This is a genomic window from Clostridium sp. YIM B02555, assembly GCF_022320955.1.
In the GTDB taxonomy this organism is placed as follows: Bacteria; Bacillota; Clostridia; order Clostridiales; family Clostridiaceae; genus Clostridium; species Clostridium saccharoperbutylacetonicum.
This window is the reverse complement of sequence record NZ_JAKJJY010000004.1, coordinates 317,643-340,473: the sequence shown is the minus strand read 5'-3', so window position 1 is coordinate 340,473 and position 22,831 is coordinate 317,643. Positions and strand designations below refer to the sequence as shown.

Here is a 22,831-nt window from a genome sequence, read left to right as displayed (position 1 = left end):
AGTAATGCCTTATTCACTATGTATAACTACTCTATACTCAATAAAAAGTTATATGTTCAAATGTTTAAAATAAATGTTGGTAATGTTTAGAAACTTAATATTTAGGCAATTATTAAGAGGATTTGAATATTTAATTTATATTTTAGTAGTGAATTGAGGTGTTTTACTTGATAAAAACTGATAGCAATTTTAATTTATTAAATTCTAATATTAATAATTTGATAAAAAGTACTATCTATTTAAATAGAAATATTGAAAAATGTCCTACTTGCAGCTCGAAACATTACATAAAATACGGTTCATTCAAAGGAATTCAAAGATATAAATGCAAAGAATGCGATAAAACCTTCTCTTCTGCATCGAATTCTCTATGGAGCTACTCAAAAAAGGACCCCATTAAATGGACTAAATTCGTGGAATATGTACTTGAAAGAAAATCCTTAAGATTTTGTGCTGAGAAATTGGAAATAAGCTTAGTTACAGCTTTTTATTGGAGACACAAAGTTTTACACGGACTAACTTTTGATAGTATTCCCGCAATATTAAGTGGTGATGTCCATATTGCAAAAAAATTAATACTTGAAAATTTTAAAGGCTGCAGAAATATTATTCCTTCAGTGCGTCATAATATTTGGGTTGTAGCTGCAAAAGATTACGATGACTCTATAATAGTGAAGCCAATTTCAAGATGTCATTGGCATTTACCTAGCTTTAATCAAAAAATTTATTATCTAATTGAAAAGGAAGCTTATATAGTTCCATATGGTGACCGTTATATTTCTTTAGTTGCAAAAGCACATAATAAAAAGCGTATAAAAGAAGTTCAGAGTGATAAGTTAATATGGTCATTCCAGATTATTATAGAAAAATGGCTTAAAAAATATCATGGCGTTGCCTCAAAATATTTAGAAAAATACCTTTCACTTTTCATACTATTTCTTACTAAAAAAGAAATTAATTATATGGATTTAAGCAAAAGATTGTGTATTGAATTCAGATTCCTTAAAATTCGTGACATAGGTAAAGTCAACTACAAATCAACTGGTGTATTATTATAATCCACACATCCACTAAATTAACAACATTTATTTTAAACATCTCTACATACTCATTATAAGTTAATATATTATGAGGAGACATACAATTCTTCTTTATAATTTAAAGGCAAAAAAATTTATAAATTATAATTTACAATATTTAATTTCAAAAAATTATAAGCATTTGAATATTTTACAAAAGAAAATTTCAAATGCTTGGTTTTTGATTTAATTATATCTAGTTTGCATATTTAAAATCTTTATTTAAGTCAGTTATTCTTTCCTTAAAATTTTGTGAAGTATATATTTTATTCTCTGATGTGGTAATTTCACCTGACACTTGTGGCATAGAATCCAATAATTCAATTCCTTTTTCTGCTCCTAATGAAAATACTGTTGTTGTTAATATATCAGCTATCATTCCATTATCTTCAATATCACCATTTATTACTATTGTATCACTTACAACTCCATTATCCACTGGATATCCAGTTTTAGGATCCATGATGTGATGATATCTTTTATTGTCTTTTATAAAATATCTTTCATAATCTCCAGATGTTGATAATGCTTCATTTGATATTTTAACTACGCCTAGAAATGCATTAGAATCGTCACTTCTTGGGTGCTTGATTCCTACTGACCAATCTTTATTTTCTTTATTTTTACCAACAGCATATAAAGAACTTGTCCCTAAATTAATTAATCCATTTTCAATATTATATTTTTTATAAATTTTCAAAACTTCATCAGTAGCAAAGCCCTTAGCAACTCCTCCTAAGTCGATTGCCATACCTGCATCTTTAAGCATAATGCTACTTTCTGCTTCGTTTATGCTAATTCTTTCATATCCTACTAATGGAAGCTTTGCTTTAATTTCTTCCACTGACGGTAGTCTTTCATTATCAGTGCCTATTCCCCACAAATTAATTATAGGGCCTGTAGTAATATCAAAAGCACCATTGCTTAATTTAGAATATTGTACAGCAGTTTTTACCATTTTTAATATTTCAGGATGAACTTTTACATAGGCTTTCCCCGAAAAATTATTTATTTTATAAATATCACTTGTTTCTATAGTTGTACTCGCCATTTTTTCAATTTCATCTAATCTTTTAAAACTTTCATCAACTGCTTCTTTTGCATTTGGACCAAAAGCACTTAAAGTCACTGCAGTGTCCATAACTATATTGCTTTTTTCATAATACTTATTTTTACTATTTCCACATGCACTAAAGCTTGAAACAACAAAAACACAAGCCATTAATACGTATACAAATTTCTTCATCTGCTTACTCCTATCTTCTCCATTGTTATACGAAAACCTTTAATCAGAATAAACTAATTATTAAAGGTACTTCTCCTATTTTATCATACTTCATAATATTTTAGTAATCCGAGGCATTGATTTATGATTTTTTGCAATATAATTATCAAACTTTTTCACACCACCAATAGCAACAGCAACAAAAATAAATCCACCAGCGATTTGCAAGAAACATACATTTAAACCCAAAAGATTTCCAATGACTTCTCCTAATAGTACCCCAATAAATAATACAATCAATGGTAAAACAAAAACTATAAATACTGAAGTAATAAAATTAGTCTCTTTCACCTCAAAAACAACCCTCTGTCCAATTTTTGCTCCTATTTTATTTTCTACTTCAATAATAATACCATTGTTCCCTGGGCAAGCGCCACAATTTTTGCACTCACTATGTCTTCCAACTTTAATTTTGGCAACATTTTTATTCACTTCAATTACTAATCCTTGTTCTGTTTTCATTATTCATCAAACTCCTCAATAATTGTTTTACTTTCAATACAAAACAACTCCCTTTTATAACAAAAACTTACATTCAATATAATAATTAGTGTTCCCTTTAATTATAATCCTTTATTTGCCAACTTAAAAGAAAATTTTAAAGGCTGTAGCACCATAATTAATATCTTCGCTTTATAGTAGATGATTTCTAATTTTAACCTTCTACTATAAAAAGCATATCAAATAAAGTGTACAGCCTTTGATAAATAAAGCCTTATATTCTATATTAATTTATTTTTAAAAATGCTATAGATTCAAATGGTTTTAAAGAAAATATTTGTTTTAAATTTCTTTCCTCATAATTTGTAATAATACACTTATAGCTTTCTAATTCTTCAATATCTAGAACAACAGTTACTTCTGTTTCATAAAAATTATTTATTACAATTAAAGACTCCTCGAGATATTCTCTTTTATATGCAAAAACATTATTATTTTCATTTAATAAAGGGACATAGTTTCCATAAGCTACAACATCATATTCCTTTCTTAAAGAAATTAGTCTTTTATAATGATAAAATATTGAATTTTTATCCTTTAAACTATCCTCAACATTAATTTCATTATAATTGTCATTCACACTAAGCCACGGTTTTCCATCACTAAAACCTGCATTTAAGAACTTATTCCATTGCATTGGTGTTCTTGAATTATCTCTTGAACGCTCTTGTAAAACCTTATATATATCTTCTTCAGCTATTCCTTGTTCTTTTAGTATTCTGAAATAATTCAAACTTTCAACATCAACATATTGATTAATATTTGTAAAATATGCATTAGTCATTCCAATTTCTTCACCTTGATACACATAAGGTGTTCCCCTAAGTAAGTGAAGCATTGTTGCCAGCATTTTAGCAGATTCTTTATGATATTTTCTATCATTTCCAAATCTAGAAACTATACGTGGTTGGTCATGGTTGCACCAAAACAAAGCATTCCAACCTTCTTCCATACCTAGCTGCCATTCATTAAATAACATCTTCAAAGCTTTAAAATCACATGCTTTCAATTCCCATTTATTTTGGTTATTGTAATCAACCTTTAAGTGATGAAAATTAAATACCATTGATAATTCATTTTCTTGTGACTTTGAATATTTCAGACAATTTTCAAGTGATGTGGAGGACATTTCTCCAACAGTTATAATATCTTCATGTTTTCCAAAGGTGTTTTGATTAAGTTCCTTAAGATATTCATGAATTCTTGGACCATCTGTATAAAACCTTCTTCCGTCACCATTAAAATCATTTTCAAACTTTTCTGGCTTTGATATTAAATTTATAACATCAAACCTTAAGCCTTTTACGCCTTTGTTTATCCAAAAGTTAACTATAGAATAAATCTCTTTCCTAACCTCTTCATTGTCCCAATTTAAATCTGCTTGAGTCTTATCAAAAAGATGCAAGTAATATTCATCAAACTTTTCAACATACTGCCAAGCATTTCCACCAAATTTAGATTCCCAATTTGTTGGTTCTGCATTATTTATTGGCTCTTTAAAAAAGTAAAATGCTCTATATTTTTCTTCACCATTCAATGCTTTTTTAAACCACTGATGCTCCGTCGACGTATGATTTAAGACCATATCGAGCATTATATAGATATTTCTATTTCTAGCTTCTTCAACTAATTTCTCAAAATCTTCAAGAGTACCAAAGTTTGGATCTATATTATAGTAATCTGCTATATCATAACCATTGTCCACTTGAGGTGAAGGATAAAAAGGGGTAAGCCATATATAATCTATACCTAAATTTTTTAAATAATCTAATTTTTCTATTACTCCATTTAAATCTCCAACGCCATCACCATTTGTATCATAAAATGATTTAGGATATATTTGATAGACGGTACTTTTCTTAAAATCCTTCATAATTAATTTCCCTTTCTTTAACTCTATTTTATCCCTTTTTTCTTACCAACAATTACAGTAAGTACAAAAGGAATTACAATTGCTACCACCATGCATATTGCAAATGTCATCATAAATGCAGGTTTAATTGATAATATTCCTGGAAGTCCACCAACACCAATTGAATTTGCCATTACCCCACTTCCAACTGAAATAATTGCTGCAATTGCTGAGCCTGTCATTCCACATAAAAATGGGAAGCTGTATTTTAAATTTACACCAAACATTGCTGGTTCTGTTACTCCAAGATAAGCTGAAATACATGCTGGTACATTAATTTCTTGCGCCTCTTCATTTTTTCTTTGTAAATATATCATTGCAAGTACAGCTGAACCTTGTGCAATATTTGATAAAGCTATCATTGGCCAAAGAGAGGTTCCATTAAATTGTGCCATTAGCTGAAGATCTATTGCATTGGTCATATGATGAAGCCCTGTAATAACTAGTGGTGCATATAAGAATCCAAAGATTGCTGCAAAAACTGCTCCAAAGGATGATGTAAGTCCACCATAAACTACTTGTGAAATACCTGAACCAATTACCCAACCTATAGGGCCAATTACTATATGTGCAATTAAAACTGCTGGTACTAAAGCTAAAAATGGTACTACTATCATGGATATTGATGCTGGACTTATCTTTCTTGCTCCTCTTTCAAGGAATACTAAAGTGAAACCTGCTAGGATTGCTGGAATGACTTGCGCTTGATATCCAATCATTTTAACCTGTGCAAATCCAAAATTCCAGAAAGGAATTTTATCTACTGGTGTACCTGCTACTGCATATGCATTTAAAAGTTGAGGTGAAACTAAAGTTATACCTAGTACTATACCAAGAATTTGAGTTGTTCCCATTTTCTTTGTTATAGACCATGTTATGCCCACTGGTAAAAAGTGAAATATAGCTTCTCCAATTAACCATAAGAAACTATTTGTTCCAGCCCAAAATTGTGATACTTCAACTAAGGACTTTGTCCCACCTTCAAGTAGCTTCATATCTCCAATAATATTTCTAAAACCTAAAATCAAACCTCCAACAATGATAGCTGGAATAAGTGGGGAAAATATTTCTGCTATATTAGCCATTAACTTTTGAATAAAAGTCATATTATTTTTGGCAACATTTTTAACTTCATCTTTGCTTACACCATCAATTCCTGAAACTTTAATAAAATCATTGTAAAATACCGACACTTCATTTCCTATTACCACTTGAAATTGACCTGCTTGAGTAAATGTACCTTTAACACTTTTTAATTTTTCGATAGCTTCTTTATCTGCTTTGCTTGGATCATTTAATACAAATCTCATTCTTGTAACACAATGTGTAACTGCTGATATGTTTTCTTTTCCACCAACATACTTCAATAATTCTTTAGAGTCATTTTCAAATTTACCCATTAATAATACCTCCAAATAAATTTCGTTTTAAAATTAATACAGATCTGCTTAGTATAAGTTCAATTGAACAAACATTTAGTATTTTTAGAACTTAGATATTTATACTAAATTTCTTTTTTAAATGTTTACATACTCATAATATTCTATTTTGAACATATCGTCAATATATTTTTGAAAATTTGTTTAAACAAATTTCAAGTAATTCTATGTATCCTCGTATATTAGCTATTTTTCCATATCAATTCTATTATGAATATGTTTAAACAAATATTGATAATCGTCAAAATTTGTTCATATTATAAATACAAATCAAGTTTTTTTAATAAATACTTTTTATTATTTTCAAAAGTGAAGTATAATAAAACTAAACATAATTATTTAGACATATTTTGGAGGAGTGTTTATTTTGCCCAATGTAAAATTTAAAGATATATATCATGCCTTAAAAGATAATATTAATAATGGTAAATATGATGCTTCTATGATGCTTCCTACCGAGATGGAATTAATTGATACCTTTAGTTGTAGCAGAAATACTGTCAGAAGAGCTATTGCTGAATTAAGCAAGGATGGCTATGTAAAAAGTGTTAAAGGTAAAGGTGTCATAATATTAGATAGCAGAGAATCCATAGAACTTCCTATTGGAAATTTATTAGGACTTCAAGAATTAAAATTAAAAAAGAAATTCACCACCAGTGTCGTAAATTTTTCTAAATTAATCATAGATGAGCACTTATCAAAAAAAACTGCACTAAAGCCTGATACTGAAGTATATCATCTTCATAGAATAAGATTCCTTGATAATGAACCTATAATTCTTGATATTAATTATTTTACTGCAGAAGTAGCTAAAGATTTAACTATCGAAATAGCGCAAAAATCAATTTATGAATACTTAGAAAAAGATTTACATACTAAAATTCTTGCATCTAAAAAAATTATTGTTGTTGAACATGCAACAGAATTAGATAAGCGCTACTTAGATTTAGGAACCTATGATTGTGTCGTAATAGTTAAAACCTATGCTTATACTGATTCTGGCAAGCTTTTTGAGTATACTGAATCTCGTCATAGACCTGATAAGTTTGTATTTGTAGAGTCATCATCAACTAGGAAAACAGAGTAAAATTCTTATATGTAATAATTCTATCTAATTCGCTGACTGTGTGTTTCTGCTAATTCAAAAGTTATCCACTGATTTTGCTTGATTATAATTTATAGAATAAAAATATCGCAAATTCAAATCACCTTGAATTTGCGATAAAAAATCATATTGTATTCATTTATGTTTGTGCTTGTATTTTTTCTCCTGTAACTGCTATAATTTGAGTTTTATCTAAAAAGGCAATACACTTATTTGCATTTTTAAAACAATAACCAGATACCTCTCCAGTAGTCCTACTTTGGGACACCTCGTATTGTTCGCAGTTTAAATCAATTATCACTCCATTTGTAAGATATATTCTTATTAGATACATTTGTTACCTCATCAAATTATTAACTCACATATTATTTTATTTACCTTTTGATGAAATTGTGTATATTTAAATATATCCTTCCATTCCTTCAATTCTCTTGTAGGATTTTTCTACTATTTCTTTAGGATAGCCAATATATTCTAAAAGCCTAATTGCATTTCTTGTTTTAGATACTCCTCTTTTAAGCTTATAATCAAATTTCAATCCATTTTCATTATCTACCTCTTCACTAAAATGGTAGAAATCATAATTTTCCTTAAGCATATCCGAAAGTTCCCTATCATGAGTTGCCACTATACAAATTGCTCTTCCTTTATTAATATAATTAAGAATTTCAGCAGAAGAAGAAATTCTTTCAAGGGGATTTGTCCCTCTAAAAATTTCATCTATTGGACAAAAAACTGGTATTTCTTGTTCAGAAGCTTTTATTATTCTTAAAATTGATTCTGCTTCTGCCATATAATAACTTTTTCCATTAGTTATATCATCTTTAGGGCTTATTGAGGAAACTATATTCAAAAAGCACCCTTCATATTCCTTAGCTAAGGCAAAATTAAAGGTTTGAGCTAAGAGTATATTAGTACTTACCATTCTTAAAAATGTGGATTTTCCTGACATATTTGTCCCAGTTAAAACAATCCCTTTTCTGCAAATATTAATTGAATTTGCAACTGGTTCCTTAAGAAGAGGATGAATTCCATCTTTTATTTTCAATGAAATCTCTTCTATAAACTTTGGTGTACTACAATTATCTTTATTATTATTTTCATAAATTGAAATTGAAATTAACGCATCAAGCTCACCAACTAAATAGTATAGCTCAAGGAGCATATCCTTTTTTAACATCAATTCTTCATTAACTTTGTAATATGTAATTTCCTCTAACAAAAATGGAATTGAACACATTTCAAGCAATCCGCCAAAAGAATTTATAATTTTAATCAAATATGTAGCATTATCAATAGATTTAACTTTTTTCAGCAATTCATTTATTCTAATATTATAGGCTTCAATTTCATTATTGTTGATTTGTGATATTCTTTTGCCAGCATTTATCAAATCTCTTAAATCAGTCAATCCAATTGAATTAATATTATCTTTTTCTTTAATGTGTATCTGTATTGTTAGTAATATATCCATCATTAACAACATCATTAATTCTGGTGATTTAAAAATAATAACAGCTGCTACAATCAAAATTGGTAGAATTCCTAAAAAAGAATAAAGAAAGTATTTAAATTTTTGAGCAGGTACTAAGCTCTCCATCATATCTATCAATCTATTTTTTTTATCATAAATCATATCATAAAATATTCTTCGTAAATCTACTGTTAAATTTATGTTTTCTTTAAATATATTTATTAATTTACCTCTAACTTTTAATTCTTCTTCATCCATAATTGGGTTTCTAAGCATAGTATATAATGCAGCTTCGCCTTCTGCAGAATAGGTCCTATCAAGCTCACAAAAGACCTCATCCATTTGTAAATCGTCCCAAGTTTGATCATCTAGGGTAAATTCATTTTTTTCTCTTAAATTAAATAAAGTTTTTATTTTGGATATACTTCTTCTTTTATCCTTAGTAGCTACAAGTTCCTTTTGTATATAATCTTTGCTCACACTAAAATTCATTTACTTGTGCTTCCCTTCTTTTCTATTTTGATTTTACTACCTTATAAATAATACCAAGCACTATAAACCACACAGGTGTTACAAATAATGCAATACGTGTTTCTTCATTAAATGCCAAAACAATTATAACAAAAGCAAAAAATGTTAGAATTACATAGTTTATTATTGGATACAAAGGCATTTTAAATTTACTTTTAGCTGCAAGTTCCGGATTAGCTTTACGGTATTTTAAATGGCAGATAATTATTATTGCCCAAATAAATATAAAGCAAAAGGTTGATATACTTGTAATCAATACAAATACACCTTCAGGCATAACATAGTTCAAAATAATTGAAATCAATATTACAGCTGCTGAGAATACGGTAGCATTTGCAGGGACTTTATTATTTGTTAGTTTTTTCATTGACTCTGGTGCGTTATTTTCTTTAGCCAAAGAAAAAATCATACGGCTTGTGCTGAAAATACCACTATTACAAGCAGATGCCGCTGAGGTTAATACAACAAAATTCACTATGCTAGCTGCTGCTGCAATTCCAACTGCTGCAAAAACTTGTACAAAAGGACTTTTATCTGGATTAATTGAATTCCAAGGGTATATGCTCATAATTACTGCAAGAGCTCCAATATAGAAAATAATAATTCTAATTGGAATATTGTTAATAGCCTTAGGAATAACACTTTCTGGATTTTCAGTTTCACCAGCTGTTAATCCAACTAATTCTATACCTGCAAAAGCAAACACAACCATTTGGAAAGAAAGTATAAAACCACTAATTCCATTTGGAAACCAGCCTCCATGACTCCAAAGATTTGAAAAGCTAGATACACCTGTATCTGTTGAAAATCCTTTAATAATCATAAAAGTTCCAATAATAATTAACGCTAATATTGCAACTACTTTAATTAAAGCAAACCAAAATTCCATTTCACCGAACAACTTAACAGCTGTCAGATTCATAATTAATAAAACAACAAGTACTATAAGACTTGGTACCCACTGTGGTATACTTGGAAACCAGTATTGTATATATAGGCCTGCTGCCGTTACATCCGCCATGGCAACTGAAACCCAGCAAAACCAATAAGTCCATCCAGTAATGAAGGCAGCTCCGCTTCCTAAATAATCATATACAAAATCCACAAAGGAATGATAGTTTAAATTAGTAAGCAATAATTCTCCAAGAGCACGCATAATAAAGAAACAAATTATTCCAGTAATAATATATGAAAATAAAATAGATGGTCCTGCCAAGTGAATAGACCTACCTGAACCAAGGAATAATCCAGTACCAATTGCACCTCCAATGGCAAGCAACTGTACATGCCGATTTTTTAACCCTCTCGATAAGTCTTGTTTTTCTGATGTTGATTGTTCCATTTTATCCCTCCACCTTAGTCAAAAAGCATTAATAAAAATGCTTTCTCCCTGCAAGTATTTTGTAATCAAATGAATTATTAAACAAATTCTTCTATTGTCATAATCATTAAAATTTTAATTTTCACTGTTTCATACTAATACAATTTTAACAAATTTGCAATGTTTTCTTTATTTTCATCATAATTAAATACTATTTTGTCGCAATATATAGAAATCTATAAAATATAAACAATACTATTTAGTAAATTAATCTTTACCAAAATTAAAAGTGTAGAGTTTTAGGAAATTTCACTAAAACTCTACACTTGAATATATTACTTTTCTATCTCCAGCTTATATCACTTAATCCATAATTTCTATCTAAATCAAGAGAGAAACCATGAACAATTCCATTTCCATTAACAATAGCCATTTTTCTTAAACGAATATCGTTGGCATTTGTAACTGCTGTATCTGCCACAGCATTTGCTATAACCTTTAATAAATCTTTCTCATTCATATTTGGATTTTGCGCTAAAGCTGTATCAACAACTTTTGCAGCCTCTGCACTAACACTTCCATTTTGAACGGCTATATCAAAGGCAAGTACAAAACCTCTTACAGTTTTTAAATTATACTTATCACAAATAATCATAGCTTGTCCAACTTTGTAAGCTGTAGCATCTGCTTCAATATTAATAAAATCTTGGTTATTATATAAATTTACAAACTGTGAATACCAAGGTTCCATAATTTTATTGTCAAAAGTATTAATAGCTTTTGCCCATGCAAGTTGATTTTCCTTTGTATCAAGGATCATATTATGTATACTATCATAATTAGCTCCAAAAATACTTTTCATTTCAGCATTATATTCTCTATCCATTCTATTAAGCAGTGGCTGTAAGGTACCCTGTCCTATACACCATTGAAGATATCCTAAGGATAAACCTTGTCCATCAAAATTTCCTGCAATTTGATTTGCATTTCCAACTTCAAATTGCTTAGTAATGTTTCTTGCTATAGCAACAACATTATCTGATGGTGAATTATAATGCATTATGTATGCATCACTTACATATGCTATGCCATTCTTATATGAAATCTTATCCCATAAGGTTCCATTAGCTACTACGCTACCTAATATTTTAACATCTTCAAAATTATATAAATATCCATCTGCCTCTCCATTTAAATCTGGAGAAGTTCTTACTTTTAAATCAAATTGAAGTTCTGGATTATTTACATATGCTTTTTTATTATAAGAATATGTTTCACTTTGGCTTTGAGCAACTGTAGCTGCATTTGCACTAACTGTTCCTAATGTAAGGCTTCCTACAACAGCCAAGGAGCTTAATAAACCTAATAATTTCATTTTTTTATTATACATCTAATTCCTCCTTATATAAGTATATTCTATATTTTACCACATAATCATTTAATTGTCATACAATCTCATTTCAAGGTTTTAATATACTTTATATAATCAGTTTTTATAACAATTTTGTATATCCTTCAAACATACTGTTATTAACAACAGGCACAACATCTACAGCCAAGGCCTGATAACCCTTAATATTTTTTATTGCTGCCTTTATTAATTTTATGCTTTTCATATCTTCTACCTGAGTATCAAATAGTATTCTAATCCCTTCAACCTTGACTAGTTTAAAAGCTTTTTCATTATCAACAACTATATTTTCAACGTGTTTAATAATATCCTCTTGTTTCCAAGCACAATTAACTAAAATCATACTGAATTCTCCTTTTCTTAATCTATAAGTGTATACATTAATTTTCTAAGTTCCTTTATATCTCTGCCATTTCTTTCTGCATAATCCTCAAACTGATCATTATCCACTTTATTAATATCAAAATACTTGGCAGCTTTATTTCCAAAATATAAACCACAAGTACTTGCAGTTGGTGACATCATGTAGGTTTCTGTAAGCTCTACTTTAAGTTCACCAGTTTTATCAAGCAAATTGAACAATTTAACCTTTTCTGAATGATCTCTTAAGGAAGGGTACCCAATTGCAGGTCTAATTCCTCTATATTTTCCTTTAAATATGTCCTCAAGGGATAAATTCTCTTCTGGTGAATAACCCCAAAATTCTCTTCTTACTTCAAGGTGAATATATTCTGCAAAAGCTTCAGCAAGCCTATCTGCAAGCAAAATAACCATTGTTGCTCCATAATCATCTCCAGAAACTTTAAGTTTATCTGCGTATTCCTTTGCACCTATTCCTCCCGTAGTAATAAAACCACCTATATAATCCTTTATTCCAAAAGCCTTAGGTGCTACGAAGTCTGATAGACACATATAAGTGTTATCTTTTCTCTCCTCCTGCTGTCTAAGAAGATTAAATTTAATTACTTCTGAGCCATTATAAACTTCAATATCATCGCCTATAGAATTTGCTTCAAAGATACCAAAGACTGCATTTGCCTTTAAGATATTTTCCTTTTCAATTTTATCAAGCATTTCCTCAGCATCAGCTAATAATTTTTTTGCTTCTTCTCCATATTTGGAGTCTTCAAGGATTTGTGGATATGGAATTCCCATGTCCCAACCAATAAAGAAGAAGCTCCAATCTATATACTTTCTTAACTTTCCTATAGGAAAATCAAGATATTTCTTTATACCTAAATTTTTAGGTTTATCTATTTGCACCTCAGCCCATTCTTGCTTAAAGTTGTTTTTCCTTGCATAATCTAATGGTACAAATTTTCTTGGAACTTTATTGAATAGTTCCCTAATTGCTTCATATTCAGCTTCCACGCCTTTAAGATAATCAGCCTTTTTATCATTATTTAAAAGAAATTTAGCTGCTTCAACAGCTTTTGAAGCATCCATTGTATGAATTACACCACCTGAATATTTAGGAGCAATTTTAATTGCTGTATGAGCCTTTGAAGTTGTAGCTCCTCCAACCATAAGTGGAATTTTAAAGCCTTGCTTTTCCATTTCTTCAGCTACATTAGCCATTTCTTCTAAAGATGGAGTTATAAGCCCACTTAAAGCAATAATATCTGCATTTTCTTTCTTGGCTGTTTCTAAAATAACTTCTGCTGGAACCATCACTCCAAGATCAATTACTTCAAAGTTATTGCAAGAAAGCACCACTGATACAATATTTTTTCCTATATCATGAACATCTCCCTTTACTGTTGCAAATACTACTTTTCCTGCACTAATACTTCCACTGCTGCTTTTTTCTTCTTCTAAATATGGCATTAAAACTTCAACAGCTTTTTTCATTACCCTAGCACTTTTAACTACTTGAGGTAAAAACATCTTTCCATCACCAAAAAGCTTACCTACTTCATTCATACCATCCATAAGAGGTCCTTCTATTACTTCTATGGATTTGATATATTCTACTCTTACTTCTTCTACATCTTCTTTAATATATTTATCTATACCTTTTACTAAAGCAAGTTTTAATCTTTCTTTGACGTCTTCATTTCTCCAAGCTTCTTTATTTTCTTCTGTTTTATTGTCAACTTTATTGAAGCTTGCTGCAAATTCTAAAAGTTCATCTGCTGCATGTTCACTTTTATTAAAAATAACTGCTTCAACTTTTTCTAATAATCCTTTATCTATTTCATCATAGATTTGTATCATTCCTGGGTTAACAATCCCCATATCCATTCCAGCTTTAATTGCATGATATAAAAACACTGAATGCATAGCTTCTCTTATTACATTGTTTCCTCTAAAGGCAAAGGAAAGATTACTTACACCACCACTTACTTTTGCATAAGGTAAGTTTTCCTTTATCCATTTTGTAGCATTAATAAAATCCACGGCATAATTATTATGCTCTTCAATACCTGTCGCAATTGTTAGGATATTTGGATCAAAAACTATATTTTCTGGAGGGAATTTAACTTCCTTTACCAAAAGGTCATAAGCTCTTTTGCATATACTTATTTTTTTCTCATAGGTATCTGCCTGCCCATTTTCATCAAAAGCCATAACTACAACCGCTGCTCCAAAGGCTTTTATAATAGACGCCTGTCTTTTAAACTCTTCTTCCCCTACTTTAAGACTTATAGAATTAACTATAGGCTTTCCCTGCAAAGCTTTAAGTCCAGTTACAAGAACTTCAAACTTAGAAGAATCGATCATTACTGGAACTTTTGAGATTTCAGGCTCACTTGCTAAAAGCTTTAGGAAATTATCCATTTCTTCTTTAGCATCTAAGAGAGCATCATCAAAATTTATATCTATTACTTGAGCTCCATTTTCAACTTGATCTTTAGCTATTGCTAAAGCTTCTTCATAGTTTTTTTCTCTAATTAATCTTGCAAATTTTGCTGAACCAGCAACATTAGTTCTTTCACCTATATTAATAAAATTATTTTCCTTATTAGCTCTAAAGGCTTCTAACCCACAATAAACTGTTTCCCTTTCAATCTCAGGCATCTTTCTTGGCTTTTTATCTTTTACAGCTTCACTAACTGCTTTTATATGCTCTGGCGTTGTACCACAACAGCCTCCAACAATATTAATACATTCATCTTTTGCTAAAGCTTCTATTAAAGCAGCTGTTTCTTCAGGTTTCTCATCATATTCCCCAAAGGAATTTGGAAGACCTGCATTTGGATAAATGCTTATAAATCTATTTTGTGTTTTTGATAAATATTTTACAAAAGGTATTAAATCCTTTGCACCAAAGGAACAATTTAAACCTATGGCAATTATGCTTTCATCTACCATAGTATTTGCAAAAGCTTCTAAAGTTTGACCTGAAAGAATTCTTCCACTTTTATCAGCTATAGTCCCAGATATGATTATAGGTAAATTCTTACCTTTTTCTAAAAATGCAGCCTTTGCTCCCATAAGTGCCGCCCTGGCATTTAAGGCATCAAAAACTGTTTCTATAAGAATTAAATCTACGCCTCCATCTAAAAGACCTTCTGTCTGCTCTTTATAAGCTTCTACCAATTCATCAAAACTTATATTTCTATACCCTGGATTTTCAACATCAGGAGATAAAGACGCAGTCTTATTTGTAGGCCCAAGAGACCCTGCTACAAAACGAGGCTTATCTGAATTTTCTGCTGTAAATTTATCAGCAGCTCCTCTAGCAAGCATAGCCCCTTCAAAGTTAAGTTCATATATTTTATTTTCCATTTCATAATCTTTTTGCGATATACTCGTACTATTAAAAGTATTAGTTTCAATTATATCTGCCCCAGCTTCTAAATAAGCCTCATGAATTTCTCTTATTATTTTTGGATTAGTAATATTTAAAATATCGTTATTTCCTTTTTGATTACAAGAAAATTTCAAGTCCCCTCTAAAATCTTTTTCCTCTAATTTATAATTTTGAATACAAGTTCCCATAGCCCCATCTAAGACTAAAATTCTCTTATTTAAAAGATCTATTAATTTTGATTTCATTAAGTTTCCTCCCCAAGTAGTTCATATATTGCTTATTTTATTTTTATTGTGATTAATATCAATTTTAAATGATTTATTAAAGATAATCCATTGATTTTAATATTTTTTACTTTTTTAAATTTTATTATATTACATCCAAACTAAACCATATATACTATATATACTTATAATATTAACATTTTTGACAATATTTGTGAATTATAACTCGTAACTGAACCAAAAAGGAGGATTTCTATGGATTTTGATTATGTTGAAACTTTAGTAATCAAATGCAAAAACAATGATGAGCTATCAAAAGAAAAATTAGCTTCGGAATTTAGACCTTTAATTCTTAATATTTCTAAAAGAACCTTCATTGATGGATATGACTTTTATGATATCCAAAATGAATGTTATCACTCACTGTTCAAATGCGTCTCCGTGTACAATCTTGAGAAACACAGATTTGTTGCCTATGCCACTAATGCTATAAAGAATAACGTGAATGATTTAATAAGAAAGATTAAATCTAAGAGCTTTATAAACGGTTATGAAACATTAAGCTTTTGTGATGACTTTGAAAAAGAACTGCCTTCTGAGGACATATCTTTAGAAGATCTCCTCTGTGAGAAATGTGATTATGAAGATTTAAAACTAGCTCTAAAAAATTTAACAAAAGATGAAATGGAGCTTGTTGATTTTGTATTCTTTAAAAACAATACCCTCCAAAAATATGCAAGTCAAAAAAGCATGTGCTATTCCACTGCTATTCTAAAGAAAAAACTCACTTTAAAAAAGATTTTTAATTTTATTTCTCCATTACTATTAAAATAGTTTTATTAGATTAATGGTTATCTTGATACAAACAAGTCTTACAATACCTTATTATGTGTTCATAAAAAATGCTGCTTACAAATAAACTTTAAAATTTGTAATCAGCATTTTTTAGTTTCTGGATGTTGTCATATTGTCTATAAACAAAAAAGATATACGTTACTAAGCCAGACATTAAAATCAAAATAATATACGAAACTATTAATACAAGATAATATGGTTTATTATAATATGATATACAAATAAGTAACGATGTAATACTTGTCAAAATCGAACTTGGAGTATATAATTTATTTTCTTGATATTGAAACTTTTTTATAAATTTTTTAGGAGCATTAACCCTTGCCATTAAAAAAGTTACTATACATAATATTACTAAAACATAGAACCACTCCAAATAATTTTCATCTCCCCATTTTCTACTAAAAAGAATACTTTCAATAAAAAATGTACCAATATAAATAAACATGCTAATAAATATAAGCTCGAAAACTTTATATTTATATTGAAGTTTTTTATTTTCTTTATGTTTTTTTATTTGTAAAATCAAAATTGAATTACAAATTATTATTAATGCACAAGGGATTATATATAGAAGTCTAACAAAAATTGAAACCCATGAACAATTGAAAACATAAAATATTATTAAAATACTCATAATATATAACACATATTTTCCTAGCTTATTTGATTCTTTTACCACTAATAAATGATTTAAATTTTTATCATATTCTTTTATAATATGTTCTATACTTTTTCTATCTCTTGGATAATCCACTTTTTGAAAAACATGCTTTATTAACATAATCTCACCCATTCTTTATCCTCTTTTGTAATTTACATAAAAAATCTTCTAGCTTTAGTAACTCTATGTAAATTGATCCAATATCTTAACATATATCCCATTTTCTAATGAAAACGAGATAATTCTAACATCTTTATCTTTTTCTTTAACAGATATTAGTATTATATGTATATTATCATCTTTAAGTCTAATTTCCTTTTCAACTGTTAATTTTTCGATTTCTTCTAATGTCAACTCTTGATTTAAAAGTTGCTGCATTTCAATTGACATAATCTTTTTCTGATTTTTCCCTACTATATAACTAACTTTAATATTTTGATATTCATCTTCTATTTCTTTTATTAAATCAGCATATGCTACTAGACTTTCTTGTCTATATTTTTCTGACTCCTCTTCATTTTTATATGATTTTTTCGTGTCTATTTCAAGTTTTTTCAGATAAAATGTGATTTTCCCTTCTGTACTAGTTCCATCAACAGTCCCTTCTACGATTATCTCATCTCCTTTTCTTAGTTTACTTAATCTTCTTTTATCATCTTCAGGTGATTTAAACATATATGTATTCATACCCGACTCAGATATAGCCGCAAATACAAATTCATCTTCTGTCCGTTCTACTACCATCCCTTTTAACTTTAATTCTTTTTTATTATTTTCTTCTGAAACACTTTCCGTATTTTCCTTTAAATTACTAGATGGTTTTTGAGAAAATGAACTGCACCCATTTAAAAATAAACTTATTGTTAAAAAACTTATTATCACTATTTTCTTCATAATATTAGTACCTGTATTCCTCTATTAATGCAAATCCTAGTTTTAGTATAATGCTTTGTTACAAATTACATACTTCTATTTATTCTTTTCTTTCTCTTCTGAAAGTGCTAGTGAATATCCTAATTCTTCTTCATCCTGATATCCAACAAAAAGAAGCCTTCTTATATCTTTGTGATTAAATAGCCTAATTTGTTCAGGGTTTTGTAATCCCTGGGGAATTATACATCCACAATAATCCCAAATTGTACCATCCTCTTCTGTCATTTTCATAAGTCGCCCTATAATCATTACTTTTTCTTTTATATCTAAATCCAGCATTACTACACTACCTACCGGTAACAATCTATTCATTTCTTTCTCTCCTTAGGTATATAATTAATTTCTTTTTTTAATTCTTGTATTTTGTCATACTGTTCATATTCAAAAAATGTATATGAAATCACTCCTAAAAAAAACACTAAAAAAACAGAAGATCCTATTAAAAGTAAAAAATACGGTTTTTCAAAATATGCTATACTCACTAATAATTGCACAATTGGAATTATTATCATATTATATGAATTAATTTTATTATCTGTATATTGATATTGCTTAATAAACTTTTTTGGTGCTTCTACTCTAAATTTCATAAAAGTTAATACTGAAAATAAAACTAATATACTAAAATAGACAAAGTAATTTTTATTATCCCATTTGTCAAATATCACTGTCTCATAACAAAATGTTCCTCCGTAAATTAATGCAATTATCAATATTATTTCAGACATTTTAAATTTATATAACATTTTTTCTTCATTAAAATTGTTCTTCTTAGCTTTTATTGCTATCCAAATATTATATACAATTGAAATAATCAAAGGAATAAAATACAAAGATCTTATCCAAAAAGAGATCCAGGAACACTTAAAAATATAAATTATAGCCATTGCCACAATTAATTGTATAATATATCCTCCAGATTTTTGATTTTTTAACACTGATCCATATAACTTATATTCTAGAACCTTATCATATTCCTTTATAATATGTTTAATATCATTTTTATCATCGGGATAATTAACTTTTGGGAAAATATTCTTTACCACCATAATGAATCCCACCAATCCTTAACATTATTTTCCTTTTCAACAATCCATTCTCTAGTTGGCTTTACAACATCCTTGTACGCAGTATTTAAAGTTGGTTTAACAAGAGTTCCATATAAGAATCCGCCTGCAGCCCCACCAGCAAAACCTGCTCCTACTCCTATTGCTGTACCTACACCAGGACCCATTGCGGTTCCAACTGCTCCTCCTATTTTTCCACCTGCATATGCACTAAATGCCACACTTCCCCATTCAATCCCTGCATCAACAACAGCATCATTAAATTCAGCGCCATTTTCAGTAACATTCTTCCACTCTGTGTAACCTATTTTTCCAATATTATACGCTGTACTAGCTTTTCCTAACCATTTGCTAATTGTAGCCATATTTCCTAGTGTTGTTTCAAATTTACTTACTTTTGATAATTTAGAATCTCTAATTGCCTTTAACTGATCCATAGCTTCTGTTTTAAGATTAATCTTTTTTGCCCCCAACTGACTCGAAATAATCTCCCTATCCAGTTTATTAATTTCTCCTGATAAGGATTTTATATCAAGATTATATTTATCAAGAGCTTTCCCAAGCATACCGCTCTGCAGAACTCCTGTAAATCCTCCTCTAGCAAATTCTTTTGCTAAATCTTTTAATGTATCACTATAAGTATTTGGCTGATTTAAGCTTAAAATATCTAAAAGCACTAATTCACTTGGACTTTGTTTGGTTTTATGCTTTATTTCATCTATCTTACTTTGCAGCTCACTTTCATCTAGTGCCAATAATTCTTTTAGTAAATTTTGTGTATTCTCGTTTGTAAGAGCTGAAAGTTTTATAGCCTCTTCTTTACTTACACCTCTGCTTATAAGTTCATTATAAATACCATTTTCTAGCTCATCTATCTGGCTTCCCTTAATAACAGATACATAAATTCCATATTCTTTATTTTCTTCTATAAAATTCAGCGAATTTTCTAACCTTGATTTTAAACCTGCATCTATCTTTTCAAGTGGTGTATGAAATCCATCAAATGCTTTATGAAAATTATTATACCTTGTGGTTTCATCATTTAAGTATCTTTTCATTGTTGAATAATCACTTTCATAATTTCCACTATTCCATACATTTGATGGCACATTTACTTTTTGAACACAATTGTCCATTTTTCTTAACCTTGCTAGAATCTCTTCAATATAATTAAGATTACTTTCAATTTCTCTATTTGTGTCCCTACACTCACTGTAATTAGCCATAAAAACGTCTTTTGACATATATTTATACCTCCAATGAAGTTTTCAAATTGTCCCTTTGATTAATTAATGCTTCAGAAGTTGCCTTTACCTCTTCTATAAATTCCTTCAATTCAACTACTTCGCTTAAACTTTTTAAATACTCCATTTTCCAGCTATCAAAGTTCTCTTTAAATTTATCGAAACTTTCACCTTTCCATAATTCATTACTTTCTAAATTGTTTACTTCATTTTCAAAATCAAAATACAAATCAGTTAAACTTTTTATTGAAGTATTATAGCTATCTTTAAGGCTATCTAGTGATGAATTATCAATATAAAAATTACTGCTTAAAATCCCTGCCATAATATTAGCTCCTTCTATAACTCTTCCAGTAACATTTGGATTCGTTCCCTAAGTTCTTCTATTTTTTCTTGAATACCATGTATTCCATCTTGTATGTCTTCCAAAAGCATTAAATTGATATCATGCAAATTACTGTGCTTAACCTTTAATGCACTTAGTAAATCATCCTCTTCACCAATTGCTTCAATACAATGCATCTTAACATTTTCATATTGTTCACTCATTAATAAGCTTATTCCATTTCCTGCTTGTTTACAGTAATCTTCTGCGCATCTCATTTCATATTCATATTCAGAATATTTTTCTACTTCTGCTCTACACTCACGAATTTCTCTTCGTATTCTCTCTTTATGATGATCTGACATAAACGATTCTCCTTACTCAGCTTTTCCATATGAATCTGCTAAAATCATATCCTGCTTTAAAAAGTCTTTAGAGGTTTCTTCTACTTTTTTACTAAGCTTGTTTATATTTTCAATACTCTTTTTTAATTCTTTGAAAATATCTTCACTTTTATCACTATAAGCGCCTCTATATTGACCTTTCATTTTTTCCTCAGCATTTTTACTATCTTGCACTAATTTTTCTAAAACTTTAGCTGCTTCATCATAAATTTTATGCATAGCTGTGTATGCTTTCTGAACAGAATCGTAATCAAATTTAATTGTTCCTTCTTCTCCCCACATATAATACTTCCCCTATTTATTAATTTACATTTCTTGGGCATAATAAATCCCGCAAACATTATTCTACCATAATATACATTTATATTCAAATTGACATAATTTTTAACATAACCGATCAATTTCATCCTTTATTTTAAAGTAATTTTTTATTTTTATTAAAACCAAGCTTCACTCCTCATAAACCGACATAACATAATAAAGCGATAAACATCTGGTTTGTAAATGTTTATCGCCTTTAAACTCATTTAAATTTTGTTGCTTGACTTCGTTTTATGTTTGGTTCCATTATATTCATAAGTCAAATATCACATATCAACTTAGTCTATTATATTAATTATTTCTTCCAGAGATTCTATATAAAAATCAGGCTCTGTACTAATCTCTATATTATTAGTATTATATAAACAGGTACTAATTCCTGCTGATTTTCCGCCTAAAATTTCACATTCTCTATCACCAATTACCATTGCTGAGGCTTTATTAATCTGATACTTTTCAATTAGATATATAAATGCTTCAGGGTCAGGTTTTCGTTTAAAACCATGCTGTTTTGTAACTATTTCTGTAAAATGTTGTCTCATACTGTAATGCTCAAGGAATTTTAAGGTTGATTCACCCCTATGTGTAATAATATAGTTCCTTCCACCTAACACTGTAAACTGCCGACATACTTCCTCTGCAAATGGAAATGGTCTAATCATTTCTGGTTTTATATCTTTTTTATAAGCATTATATTTATCATTGAAAGCCTCATCTAAATCATATAACTTTTTAAAATATGTAACTGCATAGCTGTCAGATATTTTAAGGTTATTTAATACATTTTCACTTGTTTCTTCTATACCACTATCTTTTAGAGCAATTATAAATGCATTAACCGTTCCTGGATATGTATCAAATAATGTCCCATCAAAATCCCAAATTATATCTTTAATCAAAGTAACTCACATCCCCAGCTTTAATTCATAGTTTATGTAAATAACATTCCATTAGTCTATTCTAACACACTTGTTATCAT

Annotated in this window: 22 protein-coding genes; 3 read left to right on the top strand and 19 right to left on the bottom strand. The window is 29.1% G+C overall.

The genetic code is table 11. The annotated features are described in order from the left end of the window. The first annotated feature begins 218 nt into the window (after positions 1 to 218). Positions 219 to 1,058 (top strand): hypothetical protein, encoded by an 840-nt coding sequence (locus L3B98_RS09175; protein WP_238916403.1) that lies wholly within the window; start codon positions 219 to 221, stop codon positions 1,056 to 1,058. A 217-nt stretch (positions 1,059 to 1,275) separates the two neighbouring features. On the opposite strand, the gene L3B98_RS09170 is transcribed toward L3B98_RS09175, so the two are convergent. From L3B98_RS09170 to treP, 4 genes are all read right to left on the bottom strand, one after another. Beyond that, on the bottom strand, positions 1,276 to 2,325 hold the full coding sequence (locus tag L3B98_RS09170; protein WP_077362513.1) for an FAD:protein FMN transferase: 1,050 nt from the start codon (positions 2,323 to 2,325) through the stop codon (positions 1,276 to 1,278). A gap of 90 nt (positions 2,326 to 2,415) precedes the next feature. Then, entirely contained in the window at positions 2,416 to 2,826 is a 411-nt protein-coding gene (locus tag L3B98_RS09165; protein ID WP_077362511.1) for a SoxR reducing system RseC family protein, read from the bottom strand. A 265-nt stretch (positions 2,827 to 3,091) separates the two neighbouring features. Next, the gene (treC, locus tag L3B98_RS09160; RefSeq protein WP_238916402.1) at positions 3,092 to 4,738 is read right to left on the bottom strand and encodes an alpha,alpha-phosphotrehalase; all 1,647 of its coding nucleotides are present in this window, start codon (positions 4,736 to 4,738) and stop codon (positions 3,092 to 3,094) included. A gap of 23 nt (positions 4,739 to 4,761) precedes the next feature. After that, positions 4,762 to 6,177 (bottom strand): PTS system trehalose-specific EIIBC component, encoded by a 1,416-nt coding sequence (gene treP, locus L3B98_RS09155; RefSeq protein ID WP_238916401.1) that lies wholly within the window; start codon positions 6,175 to 6,177, stop codon positions 4,762 to 4,764. 406 nt (positions 6,178 to 6,583) lie between these two features. On the opposite strand from treP, the gene treR reads away from it, so the two are divergent. Next, positions 6,584 to 7,303 carry a trehalose operon repressor gene (gene treR / locus L3B98_RS09150; protein ID WP_015392491.1) on the top strand — a complete coding sequence of 240 codons (720 nt, stop codon included), beginning with the start codon at positions 6,584 to 6,586 and terminating at the stop codon, positions 7,301 to 7,303. A 157-nt stretch (positions 7,304 to 7,460) separates the two neighbouring features. Here the strand turns inward: treR and L3B98_RS09145 are convergent, their stop codons facing one another. The 6 genes from L3B98_RS09145 to metH form a co-directional block, all read right to left on the bottom strand. After that, entirely contained in the window at positions 7,461 to 7,655 is a 195-nt protein-coding gene (locus L3B98_RS09145; RefSeq protein ID WP_015392490.1) for a hypothetical protein, read from the bottom strand. A gap of 66 nt (positions 7,656 to 7,721) precedes the next feature. Further along, on the bottom strand, positions 7,722 to 9,287 hold the full coding sequence (locus L3B98_RS09140; protein WP_238916400.1) for a DNA mismatch repair protein MutS: 1,566 nt from the start codon (positions 9,285 to 9,287) through the stop codon (positions 7,722 to 7,724). Between the two features lie 22 nt (positions 9,288 to 9,309). Beyond that, a complete protein-coding gene (locus tag L3B98_RS09135) occupies positions 9,310 to 10,668 on the bottom strand; it encodes an amino acid permease (protein WP_238916399.1) in 1,359 nt (452 codons plus the stop codon). 322 nt (positions 10,669 to 10,990) lie between these two features. Then, positions 10,991 to 12,037, bottom strand: a complete 1,047-nt coding sequence (locus tag L3B98_RS09130; RefSeq protein ID WP_238916398.1) for an SH3 domain-containing protein — start codon at positions 12,035 to 12,037, stop codon at positions 10,991 to 10,993. A gap of 103 nt (positions 12,038 to 12,140) precedes the next feature. Further along, a complete protein-coding gene (locus L3B98_RS09125) occupies positions 12,141 to 12,401 on the bottom strand; it encodes a hypothetical protein (RefSeq protein WP_238916397.1) in 261 nt (86 codons plus the stop codon). Between the two features lie 17 nt (positions 12,402 to 12,418). Beyond that, entirely contained in the window at positions 12,419 to 16,060 is a 3,642-nt protein-coding gene (metH, locus tag L3B98_RS09120) for a methionine synthase (RefSeq protein ID WP_238916396.1), read from the bottom strand. Positions 16,061 to 16,294: 234 nt separating this feature from the next. On the opposite strand from metH, the gene L3B98_RS09115 reads away from it, so the two are divergent. Then, the gene (locus L3B98_RS09115; RefSeq protein ID WP_238916395.1) at positions 16,295 to 16,873 is read left to right on the top strand and encodes a sigma-70 family RNA polymerase sigma factor; all 579 of its coding nucleotides are present in this window, start codon (positions 16,295 to 16,297) and stop codon (positions 16,871 to 16,873) included. Between the two features lie 88 nt (positions 16,874 to 16,961). On the opposite strand, the gene L3B98_RS09110 is transcribed toward L3B98_RS09115, so the two are convergent. The 9 genes from L3B98_RS09110 to L3B98_RS09070 all read right to left on the bottom strand — a co-directional run bounded on the left by L3B98_RS09110 (position 16,962) and on the right by L3B98_RS09070 (position 22,751). Continuing rightward, on the bottom strand, positions 16,962 to 17,690 hold the full coding sequence (locus L3B98_RS09110) for a hypothetical protein (protein WP_238916394.1): 729 nt from the start codon (positions 17,688 to 17,690) through the stop codon (positions 16,962 to 16,964). A gap of 51 nt (positions 17,691 to 17,741) precedes the next feature. Beyond that, positions 17,742 to 18,452 carry a hypothetical protein gene (locus L3B98_RS09105; protein ID WP_238916393.1) on the bottom strand — a complete coding sequence of 237 codons (711 nt, stop codon included), beginning with the start codon at positions 18,450 to 18,452 and terminating at the stop codon, positions 17,742 to 17,744. Between the two features lie 75 nt (positions 18,453 to 18,527). Beyond that, the gene (locus L3B98_RS09100) at positions 18,528 to 18,803 is read right to left on the bottom strand and encodes a DUF4176 domain-containing protein (protein ID WP_015392481.1); all 276 of its coding nucleotides are present in this window, start codon (positions 18,801 to 18,803) and stop codon (positions 18,528 to 18,530) included. After that, entirely contained in the window at positions 18,800 to 19,540 is a 741-nt protein-coding gene (locus tag L3B98_RS09095) for a hypothetical protein (protein WP_238916392.1), read from the bottom strand. The genes L3B98_RS09100 and L3B98_RS09095 overlap by 4 nt, the downstream gene beginning before the upstream one ends. Then, positions 19,531 to 20,802, bottom strand: coding sequence for a hypothetical protein (locus L3B98_RS09090; RefSeq protein ID WP_238916391.1), 1,272 nt, complete (start codon positions 20,800 to 20,802; stop codon positions 19,531 to 19,533). The genes L3B98_RS09095 and L3B98_RS09090 overlap by 10 nt, the downstream gene beginning before the upstream one ends. Positions 20,803 to 20,806: 4 nt before the next feature. Beyond that, a complete protein-coding gene (locus tag L3B98_RS09085) occupies positions 20,807 to 21,127 on the bottom strand; it encodes a hypothetical protein (protein ID WP_015392476.1) in 321 nt (106 codons plus the stop codon). Positions 21,128 to 21,141: 14 nt separating this feature from the next. Further along, positions 21,142 to 21,492 (bottom strand): hypothetical protein, encoded by a 351-nt coding sequence (locus L3B98_RS09080; protein WP_238916390.1) that lies wholly within the window; start codon positions 21,490 to 21,492, stop codon positions 21,142 to 21,144. Between the two features lie 12 nt (positions 21,493 to 21,504). After that, on the bottom strand, positions 21,505 to 21,813 hold the full coding sequence (locus tag L3B98_RS09075) for a WXG100 family type VII secretion target (RefSeq protein ID WP_238916389.1): 309 nt from the start codon (positions 21,811 to 21,813) through the stop codon (positions 21,505 to 21,507). A gap of 317 nt (positions 21,814 to 22,130) precedes the next feature. Continuing rightward, a complete protein-coding gene (locus L3B98_RS09070; protein ID WP_238916388.1) occupies positions 22,131 to 22,751 on the bottom strand; it encodes an HAD-IA family hydrolase in 621 nt (206 codons plus the stop codon). Between the last annotated feature and the right edge of the window lie 80 nt (positions 22,752 to 22,831).